The organism is Eubacterium sp. CAG:156, from assembly GCF_000434315.1.
Lineage (GTDB): Bacteria > Bacillota > Clostridia > Lachnospirales > Lachnospiraceae > Eubacterium_U > Eubacterium_U album.
Map to the genome: position 1 here is coordinate 37078 of NZ_FR878151.1, position 24327 is coordinate 61404.

Here is a 24327-nt window from a genome sequence, read left to right on the forward strand (position 1 = left end):
ATAATATTAGTGCATATTTTCAAATCTTATTCCCGAATCATCATTTGTAACTACGAAGATGGAATCATCTGCTTTTTCAACAAATTCTTTTAGTGATATACTACCTATCATTCCATGTTCATATGCATCTTCCATATCTTTAAATTTAACTTCATCGTTTGTATCTATATTAACAATTCTACAGGGTTTAGAATATAATGTATAATCTCCAATATCTATTGATATTCCTTTCATTCTATGCAAAAATGTGTCCTTTAACATTTATTTCACCTTCTATCTCTTAAACGCGTTATTATCATAATACTTAATTTTTATGTCCTTAGGAAAATTATAGCCTATATCTCCTCCATATACAAGTATCTTACTAGGCTTTATTCTCTTTATTGCTTCATCCATTCCATCATACCATATCTGCTTTGCTTCTTTGTCTTTTTTAACTCCTATGGTTGAAACCGAAACAGTTCCACCCTGCTCTATTCCATCAAAGCAAAAGGCAAATGTTTCTTTATCTGCCCATTGAAGCGTTGGTATTACCGTGATTCCTACGTCCTGCATCATCTGCCCTATTAATTTAGAGCGATAAACATTCCAAATCTTCATAGCCATCGGCATATCCATATACAAGCTAAAGTCAGGGGTAAATACACATTCAAAGTTTCTTAATTTTTCAATATATTCCTGTGGACTGTTCCAAATTCTTTCAAACTGATAATCATCAATATAAAAATGTACTCCGCATTTTGTTTTCTTAGTACTTAATACATAATTGAATGAAATTAAATTTTCCGGTTCAGCATTTTGTGCTTTTATGATTGGCATTTGATAAAAACCCGCACTTCTTAATTCATCATATTCATCCAAATTATATGCATTATATGTACGTTCTCGCTCATCGCCATAATAACCGTCGGCAATATCGTCTAATTCTTCCATCTCCGGAACATCAAACCCAAATTCTTCCATATCAAACTCAAATATATCTTTTAATTCCCTGTCTAATATTTCAAAATCAAAATCGCTATTCATTGTCAATTTATTATGAGCTAATATATATGCTTTTTTCTGCTGCTCTGTAAGGTTGGTTAATATAATACATGGTAATTCTGTCATTTCTAATTCTTTAGCTGCCATTAACCTGCCATGACCTTCAATTACCATATTATTCTCGTCTATTGCTATGGGGTCATTAAATCCAAACTTTTCAATACTTTGTTTTATCTGTTCTATTTGTTCCTTTGGATGCTTTTTTGCATTGTTCTTATATGGTTTTATATCGTTTATTTTTTTGTTTGTTATATCCATTTTTTCATTAGCTTTCATATAGCTTTATACCTTTTATTTTTTGTTTCGCTTTTTAATTTAAAAAAGCACCCCAATAAGGATGCTCTTTCATTCTTCGATGACTCTATAAATACTTAATTTCGGAGGAGGAACTTTAGTTCCCTTTGGGTATTTATCATATTATAATGATAATCTATGTTCATAGGGACATTCAAGGACATATTATTATTTTTTCTATTTCTTGTAGTCCCAGTCCATGTAACCTAGTTGTATGTCTGTATGAGATTCCCATTTCAAGTGCTATCTCTTCCCACTTTTTTGATTGACAGTATCTCTTATATAAGATTCCTCTGTATTCTTCGTTACTTACTTTTGAGATTGTTGTCATAATCTCTGCTCTAATCTCAACTAACTTACGAACCTCTGTATTCCACTCTTCTATTCTTTCCTCGATTGTGCAAATTGTATCTGCCATCTTGTCCTGCGATGTAGAAGATATAACTCTTTCGCCCTGACTTATTGCACTTGTACTTGTTACAAGTTCCTGCAATGTCTGTATTTCTTCTTGTAGTCTCTTTATTCTATGTTCTGCTCTGCTTACCTGGAGCAAATACTCTTTAGCTTTGTTTGTTTCTGCCACGTTATCCATCCTTTCTGTTTTATGCAAAATAAAAAACCAACCACCGAATATTGGTAGTTGGTCTGTTATTCTCATTTATATGCATTAAATATGATATCCCATCGAATCCATTGTGAATATTAAAAAGTATGATACAGCAATTTCTAAATCAAGTCCCTTTTTATTAGCCAGTCTATTTACCAATTCATATTTGCTATCGTCCAATTCTATTTCGATGTGTGGATTTTTTATTTTCTCCCATTCTCTATCTGGATCATCATGTCCCCACGACGATAAAGCTATTGAAGCCCAATTAACATCCATAATTGATTTGTAAATTGTTTCATTAATTGCAAATCTTATTGCTTCAGCTTCGTCCAAAGATTTATCTCTCTCAATAATTCTTATCATATCCTGTGCTGCAAGACAATCTGAAAAATCTAATTTTAATACCATTTACCTTATCTCCTTCCGTCCTATTTATACCCAGATTATATCATTCCACCTACCAATATTCAATTATCAATGTTCGACCTTTATCGACTAATCATCATCCCATTTTCTTGCGTCACGTTCCCTGCGTCTGTCGTCCCTGGAACTCATAACGCATAGTGAATATTAATTTAATCATTCTGTATCGCCTTCTTTCTCAAAATAGAATTTAATCGGTTCTCTGTCCTCATGTATCATTCCGTACCTCAAAGCAATGTTATATGTACACACATCTCTTTGAAGTCTGTCCGGAATCTTCTGTAGCTGCTTTCTGAATGTTTCTAAATCCATAGTTGCCTTATATCTATTACATGAACCGCAAGCGGGCATGAGATTTTCAATGGCATTTGCATCTATACCTGTTATTTCCTCCAAATACTCATAGTTTCTAAGGCAATGCAGATGATCTACATTAAATCCTTTCTCCGGTATCTCGCAACCACAGTACGCGCAGTGACCATTATACTTTTTATACACTATTTTTCTAATCGACTTCGGTATCGCCTTTCGCATCTTCGCACCTCTTTCTTCTATATGGCTCTCTTTTCTCTGCCCATGCCAAAACTTCATTCTCTACAAGTTCTGTTTCATCAGCATCCCACAACCATCTTTTTAAATACGGATTGTAAATTGCAGAATCGCTATGGATTCCTGTACTGTTCTTAAATGTGATATCATACAATTTATGTTCTTCTGGTAATTCTTTACTGCACGGAATCCAACTATTGTTTGCTTTTTTTAAATAAAAATCCTTTTTACATTCTTCGTAGCCTTCCTGATGAGCTTTGTATAGTTCTTCTTCCAACAACTCTTTTACTGCGTACAATCTCCACTCATCTCCATCTTCATACAAATCCATTGGTACTTCTTCTGGAACATTAAATTGAATTAAATACTCTCCAAAATAGTAAGATTCTTCCATTGCTTCAAATGCTTCTCTAACTGTAATCTTTCCACGCTTTTTAGTTAGTTTAAAATATTGCGTATTTCTAGAATCTAATTCTTTTGTAATTTTGACCTTTGCCATTCTTATTCCTCTCTTTCTATTTCTCTCACTCCTTAACATTTCTTAACATTAACATCTTTGTCATTTGCTCTGATGCTCAACTCAATTCCTAATTCCTCTTTCAGAATCTCTATCTGTTCCTGCCATGTAGTGTAATCTTCATCCAGGCAATTAGCCTTGAACATAAATCTGTCTATGGCTCTTTGAACTCTCTTTTCACCAAATCCAAATTCATCATGTAATGTTACTGCCATTAGAATAACCATAGTATCAACAGTATTGAATTTAACGTTTTCAGTAAATTGATTTAATGCTTTTCTATCAACTCCCACCGGAAGACCTATAGCATTTCTCATTTTCAAATCTGTTTATCTTTTCTGCTATAAACTCAACTTTATAATCCTGATGTGCTTCATGTTCGCGCAGTTTCGCATCTCTCCATGCTCCATCTCCTATGTAATATTTGGCTTTAAGTCTGCCGTTTGACCTAACCTCAACTTCTATTTCAGCAATGCAGAAATTTAATTCCACCAATTCTTTTATTGTCACTATTGTTCACCTCCTCAAATAAATGCTAACTGTTCTTTTGATGCATCTATTCTCATATTTGGCATTCGCTTTCCAACACACAATTCTGGCAAATTGGCTTTTACAATTGCTTGTGCAAATGGTGGTGGAACTGCATTACCGCATCTTTTTACTTGTTCTGTTCGGCTATATGTCTTTCCCTCAAAATCGTGGTCAATAATGTAATCATCCGGGAATCCTTGACATCCGTATAACTCTTTAGGCTCCAGCATTCTCAATCCAATATCCACAATTTGATATTCAACACCTTCAATGGTTACTAGTCCGAATCTGTCTTTTGATGTAATTGTGTCCAATGGTGCCTTTATGTCTTGTCCTGTTCCTTCACCATAATACTTAATCAGGAACGCTCTTACTTCTCCAAAATGCCCAGCTGATGTTGTAATTGTGTGTAGCGGTTCTCTTATATCTTGACCTGTACCTGATTTATAAAACTTACTCAAAAAGGAAGTTACAAGACCATATCTATTGCTTCCATCAACTGTCATCAATGGCTCTTTTATCATCTGCCCTCTCACATCATCTTTACTCGTCTCTGAATGATACTGAATTAATGCTGGAGCACATAAATAATGTTTTCCACTTGATACTATTGTTGGAAGGGGTTCTCTTATGTCATGTATTCTTGGTGCTTGTCCTTGTCTTTCGCCGTATCCTATAGGTACTATGAACGGTTCCTGATTATCAATTACAAATTTCTTTATTCCTCTTGCTATTCTCTGCATTGTTTTATCGGCAAGCGGTCTTACAGCTCTGATGCCATACTTTTCCTTTATCTCTGCCGATGTATCAAAAATGCTTGGGCAAGGAATACTAAAGTCAAGTTTTGTATATGCTCCAACATAAGGTTTTACAAGTCCAGCCTTAACCTCTTCACTGTTCAAAGGTCCATGTGTATGTTTTGGCCATTTAATTGGCTTTCCATCACATCTTGCTATCATAAAGAATCTTTTCCTTTTTGTAGGTGCTCCATAGTCAGCAGCTACAAGTTCATTAAATTCAACATCATATCCTAACTCTTTGAACTGTTTTACGAATTTCTTAAATGTAACACCTTGTTTATTTTTAATTGGTCTATGGCTTCGGTTAAGTGGTCCCCATGTCTTAAATTCTTCAACATTTTCTAGAATGATAACTCTAGGCCTAACTAATCCTGCCCATCTTAATGCAACCCAAGCAAGACCTCTTATCGCTTTATCCTTAGGTTTTCCACCTTTTGCCTTACTGAAATGTTTGCAATCAGGACTAAACCATGCTAATCCAACCGGATGTCCCTTACATGCTTGTATTGGGTCAACATCCCATACCGATTCACAATAATGTTTTGTGCTTGGATGATTTGCTTTATGCATCCTTATTGCTTCCGGATCATGATTAATTGCTATATCAACACTATATCCGGTAGCCATTTCTATTCCTGTAGATGCTCCGCCACCTCCGGCAAAGTTATCCACAATCAATTCACCTTTTATCATTTCTCTCCAGGAACCGATATATCATTACTCTGGCCAGAGTTCCGCTCCTTTCGATTATTCTTTACTTTTGTCAATTCTGAATCATTAAATTTCAGTTTTATTTAATTCTTCCAATCTCTTCTGTAACTGCTCTCTCTCAAGCGTAATTGCCCTTACTTCTTCCCTCTGTTCATCTGTCATATAATCAGCACTAATTAGAAACATTTCCCTTCCGTCAATCTGTCTGATTCTGTATTCAATCTGTTCTTTTGTCATTTTGTTTATATCCATATCTATCTCCTCATTAATAATTTACGTTCAAGTGATTCCATATCATCTTTGCTATAATTTCGTTCAGTAAAGTTTGCTTTGCTCTGCTCCGGCTTCTTTTTGTCCGACTTATAAAAATTCATCCAACCTTTTGATGTTGCTTCTTTAACAATCTCTACAAGATCATCATCACTACAGCCTTTATCTTTAAAAGTATTAAGCTGCTCAATGAGATTAACAATCTTGCTTCCCGGTACTGGTGCAGACCTTTCTCTCATGGCGAGATATGCTGCAAATGCATCATTCACTTTTTCTGAATCGAAATATGTATTTACTTTACTTTTGTTTACTTTACTTTCCTTTACTTTACTTGTTGAATTTCTGCATACATTTTTTTCATTTCTGCATACATTTTTTTCAATTATGTTTACATTTCCCTTAAAATTGGCAACACTAACTAAAAGGTACTCGTCTATAACTTCAATTTCTGTTCTTCTTTTAACAACATCAAAATACTGTCTTTGTATTCTCTCCGATGTTAAAATGGCATATTCATTGAACATACTCTCGTTAAAAATACCTATCTTAATAGCATGATTCACTACCTGGTTTATTAAATTTAAATCCACACCGCTGTTCCCACCGAACCATTGCGACAAAAACAGAAGTGGGCTTCTTTCTATCCATTCACAGTAATACCCCTTATCTGAATATATCTTCTGCCAGAGTTTGACTATTACAGCAAATCCTTTTATGCCATAAGCTGCTTCAATTTCAGCCATATTATCGTTAGTGTGGCAATCTAATAGGAAACTCTCTATTCCTACTTTTGCCATGTCATTTAATCGTCTCCTTGTCTTCCTGCTTCATACTCTCTGTATATCTGCATCCAATCATCAAATGTCATTGTGACAAGAATTTCAGCATTATTCTTCTTATGAAAAACTGCTGGCAATTCGTTTTTGTTTGCATCTGATTTTGCTTGAGCCATCCAGTCATACAGTTTCATCTTTTCACAATGTTTTGCCTCAATATGTATTCCCGGAAGTCCAACAACATCCGCATCTCCATTTGCTCCACAATACTGTTGCCCTCGTCTTGCTTTATATCCGTAATCTCTGATGTGTCCTGCAAGTTGTCTTTCAAAACGTGCTCCTTTTTGTTTTGAATTAACCACCTTGTCTCCTTTCTGCCTGCCACCTTATGTAGCAGGCTAATTACATAAACATAGTTAATTAATTTCGTGATATATATTTGTTATCAGATATGTATGTTGGCATATCAATTAATAGTTACCAATTCTTAAGCATCTGCCTTGTAGCCTTTAGGCTCCAACCAATACTTTTTAATCTTGCTGTTTCCTGTTTATCATAAGCTTCAACAAGATGTCTTTCTTCCGGAAGTGGTCTGAAATAACCTTTGCCATCCTGCATGTTAAGAATAACTGTATCTCTTCTTGCTTCTGATATCTTGTCTCTTATTTTTCTATCATTCAGACCTGTCATAATCCTTAACTGCGTTCTAGTTACTGCATTCTCCCTTCCGAATGGAATGTAATCCACTATATCCATTCTTATCACTCTCCTATAAATAATTTCTTCCGAATATCTGCATAAATTCTTCTCTGCTATGTTGCTTTTCAAATACTCTCTGTGCGTCCATTTTCAATCTCAAATCAAGTTGTCTGTTAAAATGAACTCCTGCATTAGATTGATTATGATGTGCTCCACATAACCACACTTTCATTCCATACTTTTCAGACAATTTTCTATTTGCTGAACCAAAAAATACATGATGGCTATGCAAATTAGTAGTTTGTCCACATACATAGCATTCTTTATTACTTTGAATTACTGTTTCCAATGTCCCACTCCTGCTTCATTCTCAAAAGTTCGTCAGGAGGTAAAGTTTCAATTCCCAATTCTTTTGCTTCTCTTACTACTCCGTCTATGAGTGTAGCCATTTCTTTACTGTCATATGTTGAAGAACCAAAGTAGCATTGAAGTTGTATTCCTGATGAACCATTAACGTTTATTTCGCCTAATTCTCTAACTGCCCGCCATTCTGTCTTAATCTTTTCAACTACTTCTTTTTTGACAATAATATGGGTAAATACTCCGTATCTGGATAGCATCTCTATATACACATCATCTTTGTCACTGTTTATAACGTCAGCAATCTTTGATAATAGAACCCACATATAAGCATTTGCATCTAGGCTTCTCTTTTTTCTGTACTTATTAACTTTGATTGACAATTTTTCAACATCTTTTATCTTTTCTATCTCACTATTAATATTTTCATTAATTGATAATGTGATATTTAACTTATTAGACTGCCAATCTCTGCTAATATTAGTTAACTTCCCTGTACATTCCATTTACTTCGCTTCCTTTGATTTTCCATAAGTAAATACTCTTTTCTTCTCTGAAATATTAGCAATACATAGGAAAGAAATATTACCTGCATCGTCATATTCTATGTATTCAACCTTAAACTTGTCATAACATGTAAATTTTCCATTCCTATTAACTAATTTACATTTATCTGCTCCAATCCAGATGAATGGAGCTGTATACAATTCTCTACCAATTCCCCAATTAAAACATGCACGCTTAAAACTGTCAGATGCCAAACCTTTTTCTTTTTCGGTATAACTTTCTGTTCCAGTATCTTCTTTTGATACCCATATCTGTTTTTCCGTATCATAAATTGATACAGTACAGTTGGCATTATCTCTTGAATGGCTTCTCTGCCAATTCATCGGTCCTACTGTTTCATCAAGGATATTCATGTCACATCTTGCATCCTTGTATAATAAAAGGCTTAATCCTTTATCTGATATTGTTGATATTCTGCAGTCAACTTCATCCGCTCTTAATTTTCTAAATTTCATCATTTGGATTCTCCTTTTCTATAACTCTGCTTGCCCACATATCTGCAAAATGTATAATCATTTGAAGTGGTGTTTCTTTTCCCTGCAAAGCATACTTAAGATTTCCATACATTCCATTGTGATATAAAATCGCAAATTCCTCTTCCTCTGTTAGTTCAATGTATTTGCTGCATATCTTAATGCTTCTAATCTCATGATCTACGTAACTTAATTCACTGTTTTTAACAAATGGTATCTTTTCACTTCTTTTGCCATTCTTTAATGTGTTTTCGATGTAGTTCTTCTTTCCATAATCTCCAGCTTTACCCAAATCGTGCAATATTGCACATAGAGTAATACTGTCTGCCATTGCTTTATATTCTTCACTACTTAACCATGACTTTGCTAATTTATGTGCATATTCATATACATTCAAGCTATGTTCTGCCAACATTCCATCTTTAGCTCCATGAAATTTAGTAGATGCAGGAGCATCAAAAAATCCTATTTCGTCCATCTGCTCTAGAAGCTTGTCTACTCCTTTTCTTTCTGTACTGAAAAGCAATTCTTTTATTTTTTCTTTTACCATTATTCTTCTACCTCCTGAACTGCCTTCATGGAAAATGTAACTTCATCTTCACCATTTACATTATTTGTTGCTAAAAGAGCAATAAATGAACCTGCTTCTTTTGCTGTATCAAATTTAAATAAAGCTTTATTGTATTCAACTTTTATTTCAACTATATATTTCATTATCTTTTCCTCCCAACCGTCATATGTATCTCACAATCAATATGCACAAGTGCAATTAACATCAACACACCTGTAAAAACTGCTGCTATTGTTTCTATTCCATTCATGTGACCCACTATTATTCCAATAAGAACTGCAATCACAACATCCTTAACCAAATGTAGATCCCATGCAATATCTTCTAATTTGGACTTTTTAGCCTTTTGACTATTTTCTTTAATTGGTATAAAATAAAATTGTAATATTAATTTTAGAGTGCCTATTGGAACTTCCACTTCCACGGGCATTCTTTTTTCTTGTACGTCTATCAATTTTTTATAATCTCCTTTTCGTAACCTAACTGGTCAGCCGTCTGCTGGTTCAGCTTCTCAGTCATTTTCTTTTTCTCTTCATCTGTCAAATTATCCCATTCATATTGATTTCCCTGATAATTAACAAAAATTAATACTTTCAAATTTTCATCACTCCTAACTTTCTGTTTTATCTTATGCTTTGCCTTACTTGTCTGTTGCCTGATTCTCTCTTTCTTCTATAATGTAATTACAGGTGTTACCGCACCGAGTAAATGAGGAAAGGAGTTTTCTATGAATAAAGATACTCTTTGTCATGAAATAGCATTAGAAGCAGCTAAGGCTTTTTGCTCATCTAATCTACCTGAATACATAAACTCATCTGGCGAAGATGGTTATGTTGAAGATATGATGAAGCATTATTTCCATTCTTTAGAAATTGCTAAAAAATGTTATGATAATAATTACAAAAAACATTCTAGTATTGATGTTTTAAAGTAATTTTAGTTCACTAACATATGGCACAATAGTTTCTATATCTTGTGCTATTTCAACTGCTCTGTTTGTAGACATATATTTTCTTGAAGCTATCAAAAGAATAATTTCTGCAAGCAGAGCATAATCATCTTCATCTGATTTTAATTTTCCTTCATGTTCAAGCATATTAATTGCTCGTCCAATTCTTTTTCTTGTTACTTTTCCTTCTTTCATCCAATCTCCTCCTTACAAATTCCATAATGCCTGAATAATTAATGCGTTAACTGTTAAGCCTCTTTTTTTAGCCAACTCCTTGAGTTTCGCGTGTAGCTCTGTTGGAATTCTTATTGTTGTCTGTACCATTCCTTTGCTCCTTTCGTTTTGATATTAAAATGATACGACTTAATTCGAGGTTTTCCTTGTGCTATAAGCACGAGGTTTGTCAACATTTTTCGACCTTTAAATTAAATAATTTGCTTATCTTCGATTTTGTCACTCTTTATTGCATATTTACGATTTTATCGTAATCTAAAGGTAAAAAAATAATTTGACTATAACTAACCTCATATAAAGCTTCAATTTTTCTCAACATAGGAATATCCGGATACGATTTACCTCTTTCATAATTACCCAGCGTATCAACAGATATTCCTAACTTCATTGCAGCTTCTGCTTGTGTCATTCTACGTAGTTCTCTAATATTTTTTAAAGAATAACTTCCATTTATCGTTCCCAATTTATTCTCACTCCTTCCTTTACAAATATTTATGTTCCTGCTATAATTTATATATCACTTGGGCGACTTAGCAGGAATGTTAAGAGTGTCGCCCTTGTGGTGTGATTGTTAGTTTGTAAATTTAAGTTATTTCTTTAGGAGCGATTTGATTAATTCAATCGCTTTTTCTTTTTCCTCATTTTCGAGGATATGTAACAGCATTTCTAAATAGGTATTGAATTGTTTATCTGTCATTTCTGTTTTTTCCATTTCTTACTCCTTCCTGCTATCTCCTTGCTACTCTTACACTTTACTACGGTTTTGTCGTAATGTCAACGTTTTTTTCGTAATTTTTTCGTTTTATGTTGATTTTTTTACGTTTTTTTCATATAATTATTTTACAAGGAGGTGGCTAATTATGAGCAATCTTGGAAATAAAAAAGTAATGGCAAAAAACATTCAATATTATATGAATTTGCATCATAAATCTAGAACTGAGATGTGTGAAGCTCTCGGTGTTAAATACACTACATTTACTGATTGGGTTAAAGGTAATGTATATCCTCGTATAGATAAAATTGAATTAATGGCAAACTATTTTGGAATAGAAAAATCCGACTTGATTGAAGACAACACCTCTTCAAAGAAATCTACTGGCATTCGCATCCCGGTACTTGGTCGTGTTGCTGCCGGTATTCCAATAGAAGCTATAGAAGATATTATTGACACAGAGGAAATAACAGAAGAACTTGCATCAAGCGGTACATTCTTCGGTCTAAAGCTAAAAGGTAATTCTATGGAGCCTAGAATGTGTGAAAACGATGTTGTTATCGTTCGTCAGCAATCCGATGCAGAAGATGGTGATATAGTTATCGCAACTGTTAACGGTGATGAAGCTACATGCAAGCGATTAAAAAAATATAACGATGGTATTGTTCTTATATCCAACAACCCCAATTATGACCCTATGTATTTTTCAAATAAGGAAATTCAGGAAAAACCGGTTAAAATTATCGGTAAGGTTGTAGAGCTACGTGGAAAATTTTAATATCAAAAGCGGAAATGAGCGTTAGAGCTATTGAAAAATAGCTCATAAAAAATGTGAAATATAAAAACACTAAGAATACATTATCGAATTTAACTGTAATTCGATTAGTATTATAAATATTTTAATTTACAGGAGGAAAAATTATGGCTATGATTAATTGCCCAGAATGTGGCAAAGAAGTTAGTAATCAAGCAAACAATTGCCCTAATTGTGGTTATGTACTTAACAAGGCAGGCGAACCAACAGTTAATGTGACTATTGATAAAGATAATAGCGGAGTAAAATGTCCACGATGTGGAAGTAATAATTTACAAGCTGTTAGTGATGTAACAGGTAAAGGAGCAAGTTTTTGGAAACTGTGTTGTTGTGGATTGCTTGGTTTATGTGGAACAGGAAAAACAAAAACAACTCATTATTGGGTTTGTGGAAATTGCGGAAACAAATTTAAAATGTAATGGATAAAAATATAAAACGATGGATTTCAATAATGGAATGGTTTTCAAAATATTGGGGCTGCCACCAAATTCCTGAAAGAAGTTTTAATTATAAAGGCTACCAATTTCCTATTTGTGCAAGATGCACTGGCATATTACTAGGAGAAATATTTGGAATAATCGTTGGTATAATTTCAAATTACTATTCATTTTGGATTTTAACAATAATGATTCCAATGATATTAGACGGCTCTATACAATTGTTTTTTAAAAATTATGAATCTAATAATTTCAAAAGATTGATAACAGGTCTTTGCTTTGGGTTCGCTTTTACTTTTTCATTTATTGAAATTATAAAGCTAATTATTTCAATCTAAGTTACAATAAGACTGAAACCAAATTATAAAGGTCGGAAAGGCTCCCGACACACTCGAAAGAGTACCTGAGATGATGGATACGCCGCCCATCTTATAATTTGGCTAACGTTGAGCATCGCACTTTGAAAATATAATATACTTACCCGGAGAACTGAAGGGGCGGTTGGCTGGCTTCTGGATTTTACGAAAGGAGCTGATGCCAATGGTTACATATTCTGATTTATTCACGTTTGTAATTATGCTTTGCACTGTTATAACTCTTGTATTAGCTATCATTAATGCAAAAAAGTAACGTCCTCTCTCTGGTAAAGGTAGACGTTACTTTTTAACTTACTATCACAACCAGAAGCTAGGCTCAATCTAGCTTTCGGTTCTCTTGTTAAGTATATTATATCAAATCAGAGGTTTTAGTCAATCCCCTCGAATTCGAGGGGGTTAAATAGACAGACACATTTAATAAAAAGTTTCAAAAAAACTTTATTTATGAAATTGAAAAAATACATGTTCCCGACATTAATGTCGGAAACATCAGCAAACATACACCTCAATTAGCAATTTTTGTCAATATGCAAAAAAAGAGCCAGCCACTAATGACCAGCTCCAAACTGTGATATTAAATACCACCCTAGACAAGTTGTATTTTATCATTCTTTGGAGCACCCGGTCAATCAGAACTGTTGTTCTTCGGTTGGGTGTTATTTTTATACTCATTTTTCATAAAATAAACAAAGGAGTGATAGAAATGAAAACAGGTGCATTATACGTCAGAGTATCAACAGATGATCAGGTAGAGTATTCTCCTGATGCACAAATACGTCTCGGACTTGAATACGCTAAAAAGAATAACATAATAATTCCGAAACAGTTTATTTTTCAGGATGATGGCATTTCAGGCAGAAAAGCAACTAACAGACCTGCTTTTCAGGAACTCATAGCAATGGCAAAAAGCGATGAACATCCAATAGATGTAATTCTTGTGTGGAAATTCAGCCGTTTCGCACGTAATCAGGAAGAAGCTATAGTTTATAAGAATCTACTCAAAAAAGCTGACGTTGACGTTGTTTCGGTATCAGAACCTATCCCTGATGGATTTATCGGCGAATTAGTACAGCGTATATTTGAATGGATGGACGAATACTATTCTATCAACCTTTCAGGTGAGGTAATGCGTGGAATGACTGAAAGAGCATCCAGAGGTGGTTATAACGCTGCTCCACCACTCGGATATAAAATGCAGGATGGAATACCTGTAATTGTACCTGAGCAGGCAGAGATAGTAAAAAAGATATTTACATGGTATGTAGATGATAAGATGTCATTTTTTGATATTGCCGTCAAATTAAATACTCTTGGATATAGAACTAAAAGAAACGGAAAGTTCCAGAACAGAACAGTAGCTTACATTATTAGAAATGAATTTTACAATGGTAAAATAATATGGAACAGATTAGAACACGCTACACGAAACGTCAAAGATAAATCTGAATGGATTGTTACTGATGGTGGACATGATACATTTATATCTAATGAATTGTTTACTGCAGCACAGGAAAGAGATAAAGTAACAAAAAGATCCGGTAAAAAAGTAAGACCGGCATCAACATACAAACATTGGTTATCAGGACTTCTTGTATGTTCCGCCTGCGGTGGTCGACTTGTAAGAGCCGGTAAAAGCAAATCAGGCAATACATATTTTCAATGCACAGCATACAATCACGCTTCCTGCAACGAATCGCACCTTACAAATGAAAATGCTCTTAAACCTGCCATTTTGGAAGCCTTGCAGAAGGTTCTTGATAGTGGCACTGTAGAATATGTTGTACATTCTACAAATCAGGAAGAAAAATCAGAAAGTGAATTAATTGAAACTAAATTAAACAGAATAGGCATGAAGGAAGAACGTATTAAAGAAGCATATAGAGATGGAATTGATACACTTGAAGAATATAAGGCCAACAAAGAAATATTACAAAGGGAACGTGAACAATTAACCGCCATGCTGGAGCAGTACTCAAAGAAGCCTGAAGATGAAAATGAAAGCATTCTTTTGAACAAAATACGCTCCGCATACGATATTATTAAATCAGACAATTCAACTGACAGACAAAAGCATGACGCTTTGACTAGTGTTGTTGATAAAATTGTATATGATAAAAAAGGTGGGGCATTGTTGATGTATTTTTATATTAACGACTAACACCAAATTGCCCGTAATCCCTTTATTTATCGGTGTTTCAGGGCATCGTTATACGTTATAGCAGTATGGCGGTCCTGACGGCGAAGCAGGCGCTGCAATGCGTTATATGTCACAAAAATATGCTATGTCTAATCCTAAAGTTGCAGGACTTTTAAACGATATCGCAACTGAAGAACTTGGACATTTAGAAATAGTTGGAACCATTGTTCATCAACTTACCAAGGATCTTCCTTGCAACGAGGTAGACACTGCAGGGTTCGAAAAGTACTACGTTGACCACACTTTAGGCGTATGGCCACAAGCTGCTGGAGGCATCCCATTTAATGCATGTGAATTTCAATCAAAAGGCGACCCAATTACTGATTTATTTGAAGATATGGCTGCTGAACAAAAAGCGAGAACTACTTATGACAATATTTTGACATTAGTTAAGGATAATGAGGTTGCTGACCCAATAAGATTTTTAAGAGCTAGGGAAATTGTTCATTTCCAACGTTTTGGTGAAGCTCTCAGAATGGTTTTAGATGATTTAAATAATAAAAAGAACTTCTATTTATACAATCCGGCTGGTTGCAAATAATAAACATGTATCATAATCATAAAGCTAAAAAAACCACTTCATAATGAAGTGGTTTTTTACTGGCCCACAAGGATTCGAACCTTGAAAATGCTGGAGTCAGAGTCCAGTGCCTTACCATTTGGCGATGGGCCATTGCTCTTACAACGGAAATAATTTTATCATAAAGCAGTAACCTTTGCAAGCACTTTTTTACTTTTTTTATATTTTTTTAACTTTGCTCCATTTTCCATACACCTTTTTATTATTGCTTAAGGAAAATGCCCTTGCTTTTACATAGTATTTTTTCCCCTTTTTCACTAACTTTAACTTGTATGACAATTTAGAGCCAGACACCTTTTTGTTATTTTTAAACTTTTTATTTGTAGAATAACATAGCTGGTAACCTGATGCACTATCAATTTTCTTTAATTTTATTTTGGCTTTATTTCCATTAACTCTCTTAATACTTACAATCTTAGCCTTTTTTAATATATTTTTATTTTCTGTGCTATTTTGTGCAGCACATGTTTCAACATTATTTTTTATATTTTCTTTATCAGTTGTCTTTTCTGTCGCACTCGCTTTAGTTGTCGTTACTTGGGAAGATGTTGTTCCAAAAATATCTTCTCCATAATTGTCTCCTCCTGCTGCAAATACTGATGTAGACATTACAATTGTCAAAACCATTGTTATCAATAAAGTTTTCTTTTTCATCATTTTCCTCTTATTTTTCTCTTAATTTTTATTACTATGTTTTTTAACTTTCTCTTCCAAAAAGTTTTCCGCATTTTATCCACATAATTTAAATATTCTGCATTATCTGTTTTGTATGTTGCGCCATTTCTTTCAAATTCTTCCAAAACGCCCACAATCCAATCAAAAGGAACTTTTTCCTTATGGGTTCTATTATCGCCACAAATAATGTAATATTGCCTTTTCACAGCTATTATTCTATGTAGAACATACTCTCCTGTAGGTCGTTTATATAACGGAATATCATTCTCTTTTAAAATAGAATCAGTCGGAACAATTTTCACCAAATCTTTTTTATTATGTAACATTGGCATCATACTGTCTCCAACTACTGTCGCGACATAGAAACCTTTTTCTTTAATAATATCTTCTATTTTCTTATCTTCCATACTACAGTGTTCCATCCTTCATTGCATCATATGCAACAGCAGCTGCCTCCTTTGAAATATTACATCCCATTTCGTATATCGGAATCTCTTTAACAATTTTATCAACATATTCTAATGTCTTGCTCATTGCCATAATATCTCTTGGTCTATACACCTGGTTCATAAGATGCTTAACTGCATTCTCCTTTGTTGCTTTTTCTATATGATTTTCCTTAGCCTGATGCAAGAAACAAATCCCGGCAAGTTTTGCTTTCATATTAGTTGATAAATGATGCTTTCCATCCCAAGGCGTACCATACGCATATATGCCATCTTCCCTAAATTTAATTAGCGGCTTGTCATCATTTATCATAGTCACTCTGTCTCCAAAGCAATCTCTCCATAATTTAGCATGAGTTGATTTTCCTGTTCCACTTGGAGCCGAAAACATATATGCCTTTCCATCAATTTCAAGCACACTTCCATGAACTAGAATAACCCCATAATCAATCGCTTTTTCACAAAACTTTCTATATAAAGCTATAAATTCCAAATAGGATTTAGGATAAGTCTGATCACTTTCTGACTGCATCTGTTCGAATTCCAAATCCTTGTCTGTAGCCTTTATTACAAACTCCGGTTTTGCTTTTTCAGCTAAATAATTAATACAATTATCATTAAAATAAACACCTCTTGTTTCTACTCCGACAGGAATATCTCCGAATTTATATACTTTCATCAAATCACCATACTTTCCCAAACTACCTACTACTATTGCTTATTATTTCTGCTGTCCTGCAAGATAGTTTGCAAACTGTTGCGCTGTTCTTCCTGAGATACCACCATGGCTTAATTCCCACTTATTTGCTTCAGCCTTTATCTCTTCGTCGCTCATTGTAACTCCTGCTCTCCTGCATAATTCTACTGCAATGTTAAAGAATTCCTTCTGACTTGGTTTAGAATAATTAATTGTCACACCAAATCTGTTTACAAGAGAAAGTTTTTCTTCCATTGTATCTGATTTATGCATTCCGTTATCCACCTGGACATCGCTTCTGTCATTCCATGTTTCCTTAATCAAATGACGTCTGTTAGATGTTGCATATATTAATACATTTTCCGGTTTTGTTTCAACGCCACCTTCTATTACAGCTTTAAGGAATTTATATTCAATTTCAAATTCTTCAAATGACAAATCATCCATATAAATAATAAATTTATAATTTCTATTCTTAATACTTGCTATTACATTTGAAAGGTCTTTAAACTGATGTTTATAAATTTCAATCATTCTAAGACCCTTGTCATAATACTCATTAACAATAGCCTTTATACTTGTTGACTTTCCTGTTCCACTATCGCCAAATAAAAGACAGTTGTTTGCCTTTCTTCCTTGTACAAATGCTTCTGTATTATCCACAAGTTTCTTTTTCTGAATTTCATATCCTACAAGGTCATCCAATGCAACCTGCTCCATATTATTAATAGCATGAAATTGTAATTTGCCGTCATTGTCACTAATTCTAAATGCCTTATTAAGTCCAAACATTCCTACACCATAATCTTTGTAGAAATCAGTAACACATGTAAAAAATTCATCTTCATTTTTTGTATTTTCCAATTTTTCACTTAACGCTCTAACCTTTTCGCTTACATTTTTATTGTACATTAATTCAGGTTTACCTATAGCCTTATAATTTTCAATTCTTGAAAAACAATCAATTCCAAGTTCTTCTTCCATAGGTCCAAAATCATAATCAAACAATTTTTTGAACTGCTTAAAATCATTTTTTGCGAAATAATTTACACTTCCATCACTTGCTCCTACCTTTTCACAAGTCAAACTAAATGGATTTTCATTTGTAATAAGTAAATATGTAAGATAATTATGCCATAAATTCTTATCAAACGCATAATCTGTTGAAATTTCGAGAATTCTCTTTATCTGATGATATATTCTTGTAATAATCTCATCCTTCTTGTAATTCTCACCCTTATATTCTCTTATTATATTACTCAATTCCATTAATATTGAATCTTCCGGCATATTTCCGTAAATTAATAATTTTGAAACTATGTTGTGCATATCTATCGCCTCTTTTTATTATATTTTTAGTAACGTCGGAACCAAAAGTCTGAAACACACTTATTTTGGTTTTCCAGAATGTCTTTACTTCCGGCTAATAACTTTGTTTCTGTTTTCTGAATATTATATATTTCTATTCTATAAAAAATATATTTTTCATTTCTCTAAATATCATATATTCCTATTTTATTAAAGTCTCATTCTATTGTTCTCTGAATATTATTTCTCCAGTTTCAGGATTCATTCCATCTACAATAGCTAATGATTCTAATTTAATTCCTTTATTTCTTATTATTTCTCCACCTTGCTGGAATCCTTTTTCAATAGCAATACCAATTCCTTCAACTGTAGCACCCGCGTCTTCGACAAGCTGAATTAATCCCTGAAGTGCACATCCATTAGCAAGGAAATCATCAATAATTAATACATGATCCTCAGGTCCTATATATTTCTTTGAAACGATTACATCGTAAACTTTCTTATGAGTAAATGATTCTATTTTAGTTGAATATACTTCACCATCAATATTAATACTTTGTGCTTTTTTAGCAAATACGACCGGTACATTAAAATACTGTGCTACAATACAAGCAATTCCTATTCCTGAAGCTTCAATTGTTAACACCTTATTAATATTCTTATCTGCAAATAATTTCTTCCATTCTTTTCCCATTTCATTAAATAATTCAATGTCCATCTGATGGTTTAAAAAATTATCAACTTTTAATACATTGCCTTCTTTAAGTATTCCATCTTTTCTGATTCTTTCCTCTAATAACTTCATATCATTCATCCTTATGATTATATTAAATTTCCATGATATCATATCACGAATTTTATCGTCTTTTGGACGCTTTATATCACTATAGCACAATTTTATATGCACTGCATCTAATAATTTAAAAGAGACCAATTGTTTTATAACGGTAATTCATTACCATTAAATACAATCAGTCTCTTATTTAATAGTTATTTAGTAAACTATCCAACTTAATCTTAGAGATTTCCGTGGAATGTTCTGCTAATAACATCATCCTGCTGTTCTTTTGTTAACTTGATGAAGTTTACAGCGTATCCTGATACACGGATTGTAAGCTGTGGATACTTTTCTGGATGCTGCTGAGCATCAAGTAATGTATCTCTAACTAATACGTTAACGTTAAGATGATATCCGCCTTCCTCTGCATATCCATCTATTAATGAAACTAAATTATCAATCTGTTTTGCACTTGCTGCCATTTTCTCTACCTCCTATTTGTTTTTCTCTTCTAATAATTTTATCCTGGATTCTCTAAATCCCTGTAACACTATTTTTCTAGCCGCTACAGCCATTTCTTTAGTAGCTGGCTCTATATCCTTTAATGGATAATCAATCCCAAGTTCTGCATACTTTGGTTTAGCCATATCATGATATGGTAAAATATCTAATGCCTTAACCATCTCAAGTTTTCCTATAAATAGACCTAACTTATAAAGATATTCTTTGTTCATTGTAATATGCGGAACCACAACATGTCTTATCCATATTGGAATCTTTTTATCATTAAGATATTTTGCAAATGCCAAAATATTATCATTTGGCTGTTTGCACAACTTTTTGTGTTCTTCCGGATCAATGTGTTTTATATCCAGCATAACCAAATCGGTTACTTCAAGTAATTTATCTACTTTTTTCAGATTTTCCGGATTATCAGGTCTAAATGTTACACCTGATGTATCCAGACAGGTATGAATTCCTTTTTTATGCGCTGCGGCAAACAGTTCCGTAAGAAAATCTATTTGTACCATTGGCTCACCGCCTGTAGCGGTGATACCTCCGGTTTTATAAAATGGTGCTTTCTTTTGGTATTCGTCAAGAAGCTCCTGAACAGTCATTTCTGTACCGCCCTCCATAGTCCATGTGTCCGGATTATGGCAATATGCACATCTCATTGGGCACCCTTTGAAGAACACTACAAATCTTACGCCAGGTCCATCTACTGTCCCACAGCTTTCAGTTGAATGAATTATTCCTGTTGTCATTCTGAATCATTTCCTTTTATTTTTTATTACTGCTGTAACTTGATAAGATCGTCGATATCAAGACCAAGTTCGTCAGCGTCAAGATCACCTGTGAATACGTCACAATCTTTTCCAAGAGCATCTGGGATGATTGTGAATGTATCTGAGATACCATCTCTAGCGTTTTCAAATGGAATCTTAGCTACAGATGCAAGTGATGAAACTGCACCATGAGTATCTCTTCCGTGAAGTGGGTTAGCACCTGGAGCGAATGGCTGTCCAGCTTTTCTTCCGTCAGGTGTGTTACCTGTATTCTTACCATATGTTACGTTTGATGTAATTGTAAGAATTGACTGTGTTGGGATACTATCTCTGTATGTGTAGTGCTGTCTTAAGTAGCCCATGAATTTGTCAACAATCATAACTGCAAGGCTATCTACTCTGTCATCATCGTTACCATATTTAGGGAAGTCACCTTCTACTTCATAATCTACTGCTAATCCGTCTTCATCTCTGATTACTTTAACCTTAGCATATTTCATAGCTGAAAGTGAATCTGCTACTACTGAAAGTCCGGCAACACCTGTTGCAAACCATCTCTTAACGTGAGCATCATGTAATGCCATCTGGATTCTTTCATATGAGTATTTATCATGCATATAATGAATGATATTAAGAGCATTTACATATACTCCTGATAACCATTTCATCATATCTTCGTATCTTTCCATTACTTCATCATAATCAAGGTATTCTGATGTAATTGGTCTGTACTTAGGTCCTACCTGAACCTTAGTCTTTTCATCAACACCACCATTGATAGCGTAAAGAAGACATTTAGCAAGGTTTGCTCTAGCTCCGAAGAACTGCATTTCTTTACCAATTCTCATTGAAGATACACAACAAGCGATTCCGTAGTCATCACCATTGTATACTCTCATTAAGTCATCGTTTTCGTACTGCATTGATGAGTATTCAATTGAAAGCTTAGCACAGTATTTCTTGAATTCCTGTGGAAGTCTTGTTGACCAAAGTACTGTAAGGTTTGGTTCTGGAGCTGCACCTAAGTTTTCTAATGTATGAAGGTATCTGAATGATGTCTTTGTTACCATATGACGTCCGTCAATACCTACACCACCGATTGATTCTGTAACCCAAACTGGATCACCAGCGAAAATCTGGTTGTATTCAGGTGTTCTTGCGAACTTAACGCATCTTAACTTCATGATGAAGTGGTCAACGAATTCCTGAATCTGTTCTTCTGTAAATGTACCGTTTTCTAAGTCTCTCTGAGCATAGATATCGATGAATGTTGAAGTACGTCCAAGTGACATAGCTGCACCATTCTGTTCCTTAACTGCTGCTAAGTATGCTAAGTACATCCACTGAATAGCTTCCTGTACGTTCTGAGCTGGTCTAGAAATATCAAATCCGTAAATCTTACCTAATTCTTTTAATTCCTTAAGAGCTCTGATCTGTTCTGAATATTCTTCTCTATCACGGATAACTTCCGGTCTCATTTCTGTAGGTGTAGCAGCCTTCTGAGCTTCCTTATCTACGATAAGTGTATCAACACCGTATAATGCAACTCTTCTGTAGTCACCAATGATACGTCCACGTCCGTAAGCATCAGGAAGACCTGTTACGATGTGGTTTGTTCTACATGTTCTGATTTCAGGTGTGTAAGCATCAAATACACCTGCGTTATGTGTCTTTCTATAGTTTGTGTAGAAATCTACAACTTCCGGATCTACTTCATAGCCGTTATCTGAGCAAGCTTTCATAGCCATACGGATACCACCGTTAACCTGAAGACCTCTCTTGAAAGGCTTATCTGTCTGGAAACCTACGATTGTTTCTTTATCTTTGTCTAAGTAACCTGCACCGTGTGATGTGATTGTCTGTACAACTTTTGTATCCATATCAAGAACACCACCAGCTTCTCTTTCCTTCTTCTGAAGATCAAGTACCTGATTCCATAAATCTGTTGTGTTCTGTGTTGGTCCTGCTAAGAAACTAGCATCACCATCATATGGTGTGTAGTTTTTCTGGATAAAATCTCTAACGTTGACTTCTGATGTCCATGCGCCATTGCTAAATCCTGTCCATTCTTCTCTCATTTTTGTTCTTCCTCCTAAAAATAAATATATAAAAGCTTGCGCTTTTCTAACATATTAGTGCTTTTATTAACAGTAACTCAATAAATCTTCTACTGTCTTCTTCTTCGGTACAGACGGTTTCTCATCCGGATATCCTACAGCAACTAAAGCCATTAAAAGCTGACCTTCAGGAACTCCAATTATATCACTGGCCTTATCTATATCATAAAGTCCCATAACAACCGTTCCTAATCCAAGGTCATTTGCCGCAAGGCAAAGAGTCTGTGTTGCAATACCATTGTCAAATGCCTGCCATGCATCCTTTCTAGATGTAGAAAAGCTTCCATCTCTTTCAAATCCTGAACGCTTGTCCACAATTAAAGTTGCTATAAGTAAAGGGGCTCCATTGATTATCTGAGCGTTGTGTTCTGCACAACATTCTGTTGCTAATCTTGCCTTAACTTCTTCATTAGTTATAGCAATGTACCTTGTTGTCTGAGTATTTTTCCATGAAGGTGCATATGATGCTGCCAATACAAGTTTCTCAATTGTTTCTTTACTTACTGAATCTGTCTTAAACTTTCTGACACTTCTTCTTGTTTTAATACATTCTAAAGTTTCCATCTATAAACCTCCATGTATGTTATTTTTATGGCAAAATGCGTTTTTTTTACTTGTTTCTTCTATAAAAAGTACAACAAAAACACATAATGTCTCCACTAATCGAGACTAATATATCACTTAATTATTTGTTTTGCAATGGTTTGATTCAAAAATATTCGACTAATTTTAATGTGGAATTTGATATATTTTAATACGAATTTTAGTCCTAAAATACGGTAACTTTATTAAAATCGTTTTTAACCAAAAAAAACCTACAAAACAACAGTTTTCCTGCTATTATTGTAGATTTTTTTAACTTTCGGCATTAAAATATGTCAATTTTTATTATTTCCAATCGTATTTTCTCAAATGTCCTTCCATTTGCATTCCTGCAAAATCATTCTGACGTAAAGCTTCATATAATACGATTGCTACTGAATTTGCAAGATTCAATGAACGAATCTGTGGATTCATTGGGATTCGTATTGCATGTTCCTGATTTTCAACTAATATTTCCTCAGGTATCCCTGCACTTTCTTTTCCAAACATGATGTAATCATTTTCTTCAAATTTAACATCACTATATCTGTTTGGTCCCTTAGTTGTTGCCATCCATATTTTCGCATTTGGATTTTTTTCCAAAAAGTCTTCATAGCTTTCATAGATTGTAACATCTAAATGTTCCCAATAATCCATTCCGGCTCTTTTAACTGATTTTTCATTGATTTTAAATCCCATAGGCTCTATTAAATGTAGTTTTGTCCCTGTGGCGCAACATGTTCTTCCTATGTTTCCTGTATTCTGTGGTATTTCAGGTTCTAATAAAACGATATTCATCTTTTCCCTCTTTCAATGCAAATTCTTCAAATTATGATTTGCTATTTTTTATTTATAAAAATATGAATTTGATAATTACTTATAACGTTACTTCCAATAAATTATTTGCATTGAATTTTTATAATTACTGGCATTATAATTTTAA

The 24327-nt window shown here is 34.0% G+C and carries 39 protein-coding genes, 1 tRNA gene and 1 pseudogene; 6 read left to right on the plus strand and 35 right to left on the minus strand.

Annotated elements, in window-relative coordinates:
- Positions 1 to 6 precede the first annotated feature (6 nt).
- The 20 genes from ABMA45_RS04260 to ABMA45_RS04355 form a co-directional block, all read right to left on the minus strand.
- Complete coding sequence (locus ABMA45_RS04260) at positions 7 to 261, minus strand: hypothetical protein (RefSeq protein WP_022088645.1); 255 nt, start codon at positions 259 to 261, stop codon at positions 7 to 9.
- 12 nt (positions 262 to 273) lie between these two features.
- Positions 274 to 1320: a DUF4417 domain-containing protein gene (locus tag ABMA45_RS04265; RefSeq protein ID WP_022088646.1), complete on the minus strand. Its 1047-nt coding sequence runs from the start codon at positions 1318 to 1320 to the stop codon at positions 274 to 276.
- A 172-nt stretch (positions 1321 to 1492) separates the two neighbouring features.
- Positions 1493 to 1921: a hypothetical protein gene (locus tag ABMA45_RS04270; protein ID WP_022088647.1), complete on the minus strand. Its 429-nt coding sequence runs from the start codon at positions 1919 to 1921 to the stop codon at positions 1493 to 1495.
- 84 nt (positions 1922 to 2005) lie between these two features.
- Entirely contained in the window at positions 2006 to 2356 is a 351-nt protein-coding gene (locus ABMA45_RS04275; RefSeq protein WP_022088648.1) for a hypothetical protein, read from the minus strand.
- A 171-nt stretch (positions 2357 to 2527) separates the two neighbouring features.
- Positions 2528 to 2905 (minus strand): HNH endonuclease, encoded by a 378-nt coding sequence (locus ABMA45_RS04280; RefSeq protein WP_022088649.1) that lies wholly within the window; start codon positions 2903 to 2905, stop codon positions 2528 to 2530.
- Positions 2877 to 3419, minus strand: a complete 543-nt coding sequence (locus ABMA45_RS04285; RefSeq protein WP_022088650.1) for a hypothetical protein — start codon at positions 3417 to 3419, stop codon at positions 2877 to 2879. Before ABMA45_RS04285 ends, ABMA45_RS04280 begins: the two co-directional genes overlap by 29 nt.
- Positions 3420 to 3451: 32 nt before the next feature.
- On the minus strand, positions 3452 to 3754 hold the full coding sequence (locus ABMA45_RS04290) for a hypothetical protein (RefSeq protein WP_022088651.1): 303 nt from the start codon (positions 3752 to 3754) through the stop codon (positions 3452 to 3454).
- Positions 3720 to 3947: a hypothetical protein gene (locus ABMA45_RS04295; RefSeq protein WP_022088652.1), complete on the minus strand. Its 228-nt coding sequence runs from the start codon at positions 3945 to 3947 to the stop codon at positions 3720 to 3722. The genes ABMA45_RS04290 and ABMA45_RS04295 overlap by 35 nt, the downstream gene beginning before the upstream one ends.
- 14 nt (positions 3948 to 3961) lie before the next feature.
- Complete coding sequence (locus ABMA45_RS04300; RefSeq protein WP_022088653.1) at positions 3962 to 5461, minus strand: DNA cytosine methyltransferase; 1500 nt, start codon at positions 5459 to 5461, stop codon at positions 3962 to 3964.
- Between the two features lie 84 nt (positions 5462 to 5545).
- The gene (locus ABMA45_RS04305) at positions 5546 to 5731 is read right to left on the minus strand and encodes a hypothetical protein (RefSeq protein WP_022088654.1); all 186 of its coding nucleotides are present in this window, start codon (positions 5729 to 5731) and stop codon (positions 5546 to 5548) included.
- Between the two features lie 2 nt (positions 5732 to 5733).
- Positions 5734 to 6546, minus strand: a complete 813-nt coding sequence (locus tag ABMA45_RS04310) for a DUF4373 domain-containing protein (RefSeq protein WP_022088655.1) — start codon at positions 6544 to 6546, stop codon at positions 5734 to 5736.
- A 5-nt stretch (positions 6547 to 6551) separates the two neighbouring features.
- Positions 6552 to 6887, minus strand: a complete 336-nt coding sequence (locus ABMA45_RS04315) for a putative PDDEXK endonuclease (RefSeq protein WP_022088656.1) — start codon at positions 6885 to 6887, stop codon at positions 6552 to 6554.
- A gap of 115 nt (positions 6888 to 7002) precedes the next feature.
- Positions 7003 to 7281, minus strand: a complete 279-nt coding sequence (locus ABMA45_RS04320; protein WP_022088657.1) for a hypothetical protein — start codon at positions 7279 to 7281, stop codon at positions 7003 to 7005.
- Positions 7282 to 7294: 13 nt separating this feature from the next.
- Positions 7295 to 7573, minus strand: coding sequence for a hypothetical protein (locus ABMA45_RS04325; protein ID WP_022088658.1), 279 nt, complete (start codon positions 7571 to 7573; stop codon positions 7295 to 7297).
- Positions 7551 to 8090 carry a hypothetical protein gene (locus tag ABMA45_RS04330; protein ID WP_022088659.1) on the minus strand — a complete coding sequence of 180 codons (540 nt, stop codon included), beginning with the start codon at positions 8088 to 8090 and terminating at the stop codon, positions 7551 to 7553. Before ABMA45_RS04330 ends, ABMA45_RS04325 begins: the two co-directional genes overlap by 23 nt.
- Positions 8091 to 8609, minus strand: coding sequence for a hypothetical protein (locus ABMA45_RS04335; RefSeq protein WP_348029919.1), 519 nt, complete (start codon positions 8607 to 8609; stop codon positions 8091 to 8093).
- The gene (locus ABMA45_RS04340) at positions 8596 to 9174 is read right to left on the minus strand and encodes an HD domain-containing protein (RefSeq protein WP_022088661.1); all 579 of its coding nucleotides are present in this window, start codon (positions 9172 to 9174) and stop codon (positions 8596 to 8598) included. Before ABMA45_RS04340 ends, ABMA45_RS04335 begins: the two co-directional genes overlap by 14 nt.
- Positions 9174 to 9338, minus strand: coding sequence for a hypothetical protein (locus ABMA45_RS04345; protein ID WP_022088662.1), 165 nt, complete (start codon positions 9336 to 9338; stop codon positions 9174 to 9176). The genes ABMA45_RS04340 and ABMA45_RS04345 overlap by 1 nt, the downstream gene beginning before the upstream one ends.
- The gene (locus ABMA45_RS04350) at positions 9338 to 9649 is read right to left on the minus strand and encodes a hypothetical protein (protein WP_022088663.1); all 312 of its coding nucleotides are present in this window, start codon (positions 9647 to 9649) and stop codon (positions 9338 to 9340) included. Before ABMA45_RS04350 ends, ABMA45_RS04345 begins: the two co-directional genes overlap by 1 nt.
- On the minus strand, positions 9646 to 9792 hold the full coding sequence (locus tag ABMA45_RS04355) for a hypothetical protein (RefSeq protein ID WP_022088664.1): 147 nt from the start codon (positions 9790 to 9792) through the stop codon (positions 9646 to 9648). Before ABMA45_RS04355 ends, ABMA45_RS04350 begins: the two co-directional genes overlap by 4 nt.
- Positions 9793 to 9922: 130 nt before the next feature.
- On the opposite strand from ABMA45_RS04355, the gene ABMA45_RS04360 reads away from it, so the two are divergent.
- On the plus strand, positions 9923 to 10129 hold the full coding sequence (locus tag ABMA45_RS04360) for a hypothetical protein (RefSeq protein WP_022088665.1): 207 nt from the start codon (positions 9923 to 9925) through the stop codon (positions 10127 to 10129).
- Here ABMA45_RS04360 and ABMA45_RS04365 read toward each other — a convergent pair.
- From ABMA45_RS04365 to ABMA45_RS04380, 4 genes are all read right to left on the minus strand, one after another.
- Positions 10121 to 10339: a hypothetical protein gene (locus ABMA45_RS04365; RefSeq protein ID WP_022088666.1), complete on the minus strand. Its 219-nt coding sequence runs from the start codon at positions 10337 to 10339 to the stop codon at positions 10121 to 10123. The genes ABMA45_RS04360 and ABMA45_RS04365 overlap by 9 nt on opposite strands.
- A gap of 12 nt (positions 10340 to 10351) precedes the next feature.
- A complete protein-coding gene (locus ABMA45_RS04370) occupies positions 10352 to 10468 on the minus strand; it encodes a YlcI/YnfO family protein (RefSeq protein ID WP_022088667.1) in 117 nt (38 codons plus the stop codon).
- A gap of 136 nt (positions 10469 to 10604) precedes the next feature.
- The gene (locus ABMA45_RS04375) at positions 10605 to 10841 is read right to left on the minus strand and encodes a helix-turn-helix domain-containing protein (RefSeq protein ID WP_022088668.1); all 237 of its coding nucleotides are present in this window, start codon (positions 10839 to 10841) and stop codon (positions 10605 to 10607) included.
- A gap of 126 nt (positions 10842 to 10967) precedes the next feature.
- A complete protein-coding gene (locus ABMA45_RS04380) occupies positions 10968 to 11090 on the minus strand; it encodes a hypothetical protein (protein WP_022088669.1) in 123 nt (40 codons plus the stop codon).
- A gap of 148 nt (positions 11091 to 11238) precedes the next feature.
- Here ABMA45_RS04380 and ABMA45_RS04385 point away from each other — a divergent pair, with 148 nt between their 5' ends.
- From ABMA45_RS04385 to ABMA45_RS04405, 5 genes and pseudogenes are all read left to right on the plus strand, one after another.
- A complete protein-coding gene (locus ABMA45_RS04385; RefSeq protein WP_022088670.1) occupies positions 11239 to 11868 on the plus strand; it encodes a LexA family protein in 630 nt (209 codons plus the stop codon).
- Between the two features lie 143 nt (positions 11869 to 12011).
- Positions 12012 to 12323: a zinc ribbon domain-containing protein gene (locus ABMA45_RS04390; RefSeq protein ID WP_022088671.1), complete on the plus strand. Its 312-nt coding sequence runs from the start codon at positions 12012 to 12014 to the stop codon at positions 12321 to 12323.
- 32 nt (positions 12324 to 12355) lie between these two features.
- On the plus strand, positions 12356 to 12679 hold the full coding sequence (locus ABMA45_RS04395) for a DUF2085 domain-containing protein (protein WP_347994741.1): 324 nt from the start codon (positions 12356 to 12358) through the stop codon (positions 12677 to 12679).
- A gap of 742 nt (positions 12680 to 13421) precedes the next feature.
- Positions 13422 to 14876: a recombinase family protein gene (locus ABMA45_RS04400; protein WP_022088673.1), complete on the plus strand. Its 1455-nt coding sequence runs from the start codon at positions 13422 to 13424 to the stop codon at positions 14874 to 14876.
- A gap of 46 nt (positions 14877 to 14922) precedes the next feature.
- Positions 14923 to 15456, plus strand: a pseudogene (locus ABMA45_RS04405) (manganese catalase family protein); the annotation flags it as partial.
- Between the two features lie 59 nt (positions 15457 to 15515).
- On the opposite strand, the gene ABMA45_RS04410 reads toward ABMA45_RS04405, so the two are convergent.
- From ABMA45_RS04410 to trmL, 11 genes are all read right to left on the minus strand, one after another.
- Positions 15516 to 15588, minus strand: a tRNA-Gln gene (locus ABMA45_RS04410).
- 66 nt (positions 15589 to 15654) lie between these two features.
- Entirely contained in the window at positions 15655 to 16149 is a 495-nt protein-coding gene (locus ABMA45_RS04415) for a hypothetical protein (protein WP_022088675.1), read from the minus strand.
- Positions 16149 to 16577 carry a S24/S26 family peptidase gene (locus tag ABMA45_RS04420; protein WP_022088676.1) on the minus strand — a complete coding sequence of 143 codons (429 nt, stop codon included), beginning with the start codon at positions 16575 to 16577 and terminating at the stop codon, positions 16149 to 16151. Before ABMA45_RS04420 ends, ABMA45_RS04415 begins: the two co-directional genes overlap by 1 nt.
- A gap of 1 nt (position 16578) precedes the next feature.
- Complete coding sequence (locus tag ABMA45_RS04425) at positions 16579 to 17316, minus strand: hypothetical protein (protein WP_022088677.1); 738 nt, start codon at positions 17314 to 17316, stop codon at positions 16579 to 16581.
- Between the two features lie 21 nt (positions 17317 to 17337).
- Complete coding sequence (locus ABMA45_RS04430; protein WP_022088678.1) at positions 17338 to 18642, minus strand: ATP-binding protein; 1305 nt, start codon at positions 18640 to 18642, stop codon at positions 17338 to 17340.
- 202 nt (positions 18643 to 18844) lie between these two features.
- Complete coding sequence (locus tag ABMA45_RS04435) at positions 18845 to 19426, minus strand: xanthine phosphoribosyltransferase (protein ID WP_022088679.1); 582 nt, start codon at positions 19424 to 19426, stop codon at positions 18845 to 18847.
- Between the two features lie 212 nt (positions 19427 to 19638).
- Positions 19639 to 19881, minus strand: a complete 243-nt coding sequence (grcA3, locus tag ABMA45_RS04440) for an autonomous glycyl radical cofactor GrcA3 (protein WP_022088680.1) — start codon at positions 19879 to 19881, stop codon at positions 19639 to 19641.
- Between the two features lie 12 nt (positions 19882 to 19893).
- A complete protein-coding gene (pflA, locus tag ABMA45_RS04445; protein ID WP_022088681.1) occupies positions 19894 to 20664 on the minus strand; it encodes a pyruvate formate-lyase-activating protein in 771 nt (256 codons plus the stop codon).
- Positions 20665 to 20690: 26 nt separating this feature from the next.
- A complete protein-coding gene (gene pflB, locus ABMA45_RS04450; RefSeq protein ID WP_022088682.1) occupies positions 20691 to 22763 on the minus strand; it encodes a formate C-acetyltransferase in 2073 nt (690 codons plus the stop codon).
- Positions 22764 to 22829: 66 nt separating this feature from the next.
- The gene (locus ABMA45_RS04455) at positions 22830 to 23366 is read right to left on the minus strand and encodes a nitroreductase family protein (RefSeq protein WP_022088683.1); all 537 of its coding nucleotides are present in this window, start codon (positions 23364 to 23366) and stop codon (positions 22830 to 22832) included.
- Positions 23367 to 23690: 324 nt separating this feature from the next.
- Positions 23691 to 24182, minus strand: coding sequence for a tRNA (uridine(34)/cytosine(34)/5-carboxymethylaminomethyluridine(34)-2'-O)-methyltransferase TrmL (trmL, locus tag ABMA45_RS04460; RefSeq protein ID WP_022088684.1), 492 nt, complete (start codon positions 24180 to 24182; stop codon positions 23691 to 23693).
- Positions 24183 to 24327 lie beyond the last annotated feature (145 nt).

Coding starts and splice junctions, on each gene's coding strand:
- ABMA45_RS04320 (WP_022088657.1), bottom strand. CDS start 7,281: ATGGATATAGTGGATTACATTCCATTCGGAAGGGAGAATGCAGTAACT.
- ABMA45_RS04330 (WP_022088659.1), bottom strand. CDS start 8,090: ATGGAATGTACAGGGAAGTTAACTAATATTAGCAGAGATTGGCAGTCT.
- ABMA45_RS04380 (WP_022088669.1), bottom strand. CDS start 11,090: ATGGAAAAAACAGAAATGACAGATAAACAATTCAATACCTATTTAGAA.
- ABMA45_RS04285 (WP_022088650.1), bottom strand. CDS start 3,419: ATGGCAAAGGTCAAAATTACAAAAGAATTAGATTCTAGAAATACGCAA.
- ABMA45_RS04430 (WP_022088678.1), bottom strand. CDS start 18,642: ATGCACAACATAGTTTCAAAATTATTAATTTACGGAAATATGCCGGAA.
- ABMA45_RS04335 (WP_348029919.1), bottom strand. CDS start 8,609: ATGATGAAATTTAGAAAATTAAGAGCGGATGAAGTTGACTGCAGAATA.
- ABMA45_RS04265 (WP_022088646.1), bottom strand. CDS start 1,320: ATGAAAGCTAATGAAAAAATGGATATAACAAACAAAAAAATAAACGAT.
- ABMA45_RS04385 (WP_022088670.1), top strand. CDS start 11,239: ATGAGCAATCTTGGAAATAAAAAAGTAATGGCAAAAAACATTCAATAT.
- ABMA45_RS04415 (WP_022088675.1), bottom strand. CDS start 16,149: ATGAAAAAGAAAACTTTATTGATAACAATGGTTTTGACAATTGTAATG.
- grcA3 (WP_022088680.1), bottom strand. CDS start 19,881: ATGGCAGCAAGTGCAAAACAGATTGATAATTTAGTTTCATTAATAGAT.
- ABMA45_RS04280 (WP_022088649.1), bottom strand. CDS start 2,905: ATGCGAAAGGCGATACCGAAGTCGATTAGAAAAATAGTGTATAAAAAG.
- pflB (WP_022088682.1), bottom strand. CDS start 22,763: ATGAGAGAAGAATGGACAGGATTTAGCAATGGCGCATGGACATCAGAA.
- ABMA45_RS04260 (WP_022088645.1), bottom strand. CDS start 261: ATGTTAAAGGACACATTTTTGCATAGAATGAAAGGAATATCAATAGAT.
- ABMA45_RS04360 (WP_022088665.1), top strand. CDS start 9,923: ATGAATAAAGATACTCTTTGTCATGAAATAGCATTAGAAGCAGCTAAG.
- ABMA45_RS04395 (WP_347994741.1), top strand. CDS start 12,356: ATGGAATGGTTTTCAAAATATTGGGGCTGCCACCAAATTCCTGAAAGA.
- ABMA45_RS04435 (WP_022088679.1), bottom strand. CDS start 19,426: ATGAAGTTATTAGAGGAAAGAATCAGAAAAGATGGAATACTTAAAGAA.
- trmL (WP_022088684.1), bottom strand. CDS start 24,182: ATGAATATCGTTTTATTAGAACCTGAAATACCACAGAATACAGGAAAC.
- ABMA45_RS04305 (WP_022088654.1), bottom strand. CDS start 5,731: ATGGATATAAACAAAATGACAAAAGAACAGATTGAATACAGAATCAGA.
- ABMA45_RS04345 (WP_022088662.1), bottom strand. CDS start 9,338: ATGAAATATATAGTTGAAATAAAAGTTGAATACAATAAAGCTTTATTT.
- ABMA45_RS04420 (WP_022088676.1), bottom strand. CDS start 16,577: ATGGAAGATAAGAAAATAGAAGATATTATTAAAGAAAAAGGTTTCTAT.
- ABMA45_RS04340 (WP_022088661.1), bottom strand. CDS start 9,174: ATGGTAAAAGAAAAAATAAAAGAATTGCTTTTCAGTACAGAAAGAAAA.
- ABMA45_RS04300 (WP_022088653.1), bottom strand. CDS start 5,461: ATGATAAAAGGTGAATTGATTGTGGATAACTTTGCCGGAGGTGGCGGA.
- ABMA45_RS04290 (WP_022088651.1), bottom strand. CDS start 3,754: ATGAGAAATGCTATAGGTCTTCCGGTGGGAGTTGATAGAAAAGCATTA.
- ABMA45_RS04275 (WP_022088648.1), bottom strand. CDS start 2,356: ATGGTATTAAAATTAGATTTTTCAGATTGTCTTGCAGCACAGGATATG.
- ABMA45_RS04455 (WP_022088683.1), bottom strand. CDS start 23,366: ATGGAAACTTTAGAATGTATTAAAACAAGAAGAAGTGTCAGAAAGTTT.
- ABMA45_RS04365 (WP_022088666.1), bottom strand. CDS start 10,339: ATGAAAGAAGGAAAAGTAACAAGAAAAAGAATTGGACGAGCAATTAAT.
- ABMA45_RS04390 (WP_022088671.1), top strand. CDS start 12,012: ATGGCTATGATTAATTGCCCAGAATGTGGCAAAGAAGTTAGTAATCAA.
- ABMA45_RS04310 (WP_022088655.1), bottom strand. CDS start 6,546: ATGGCAAAAGTAGGAATAGAGAGTTTCCTATTAGATTGCCACACTAAC.
- ABMA45_RS04370 (WP_022088667.1), bottom strand. CDS start 10,468: ATGGTACAGACAACAATAAGAATTCCAACAGAGCTACACGCGAAACTC.
- pflA (WP_022088681.1), bottom strand. CDS start 20,664: ATGACAACAGGAATAATTCATTCAACTGAAAGCTGTGGGACAGTAGAT.
- ABMA45_RS04400 (WP_022088673.1), top strand. CDS start 13,422: ATGAAAACAGGTGCATTATACGTCAGAGTATCAACAGATGATCAGGTA.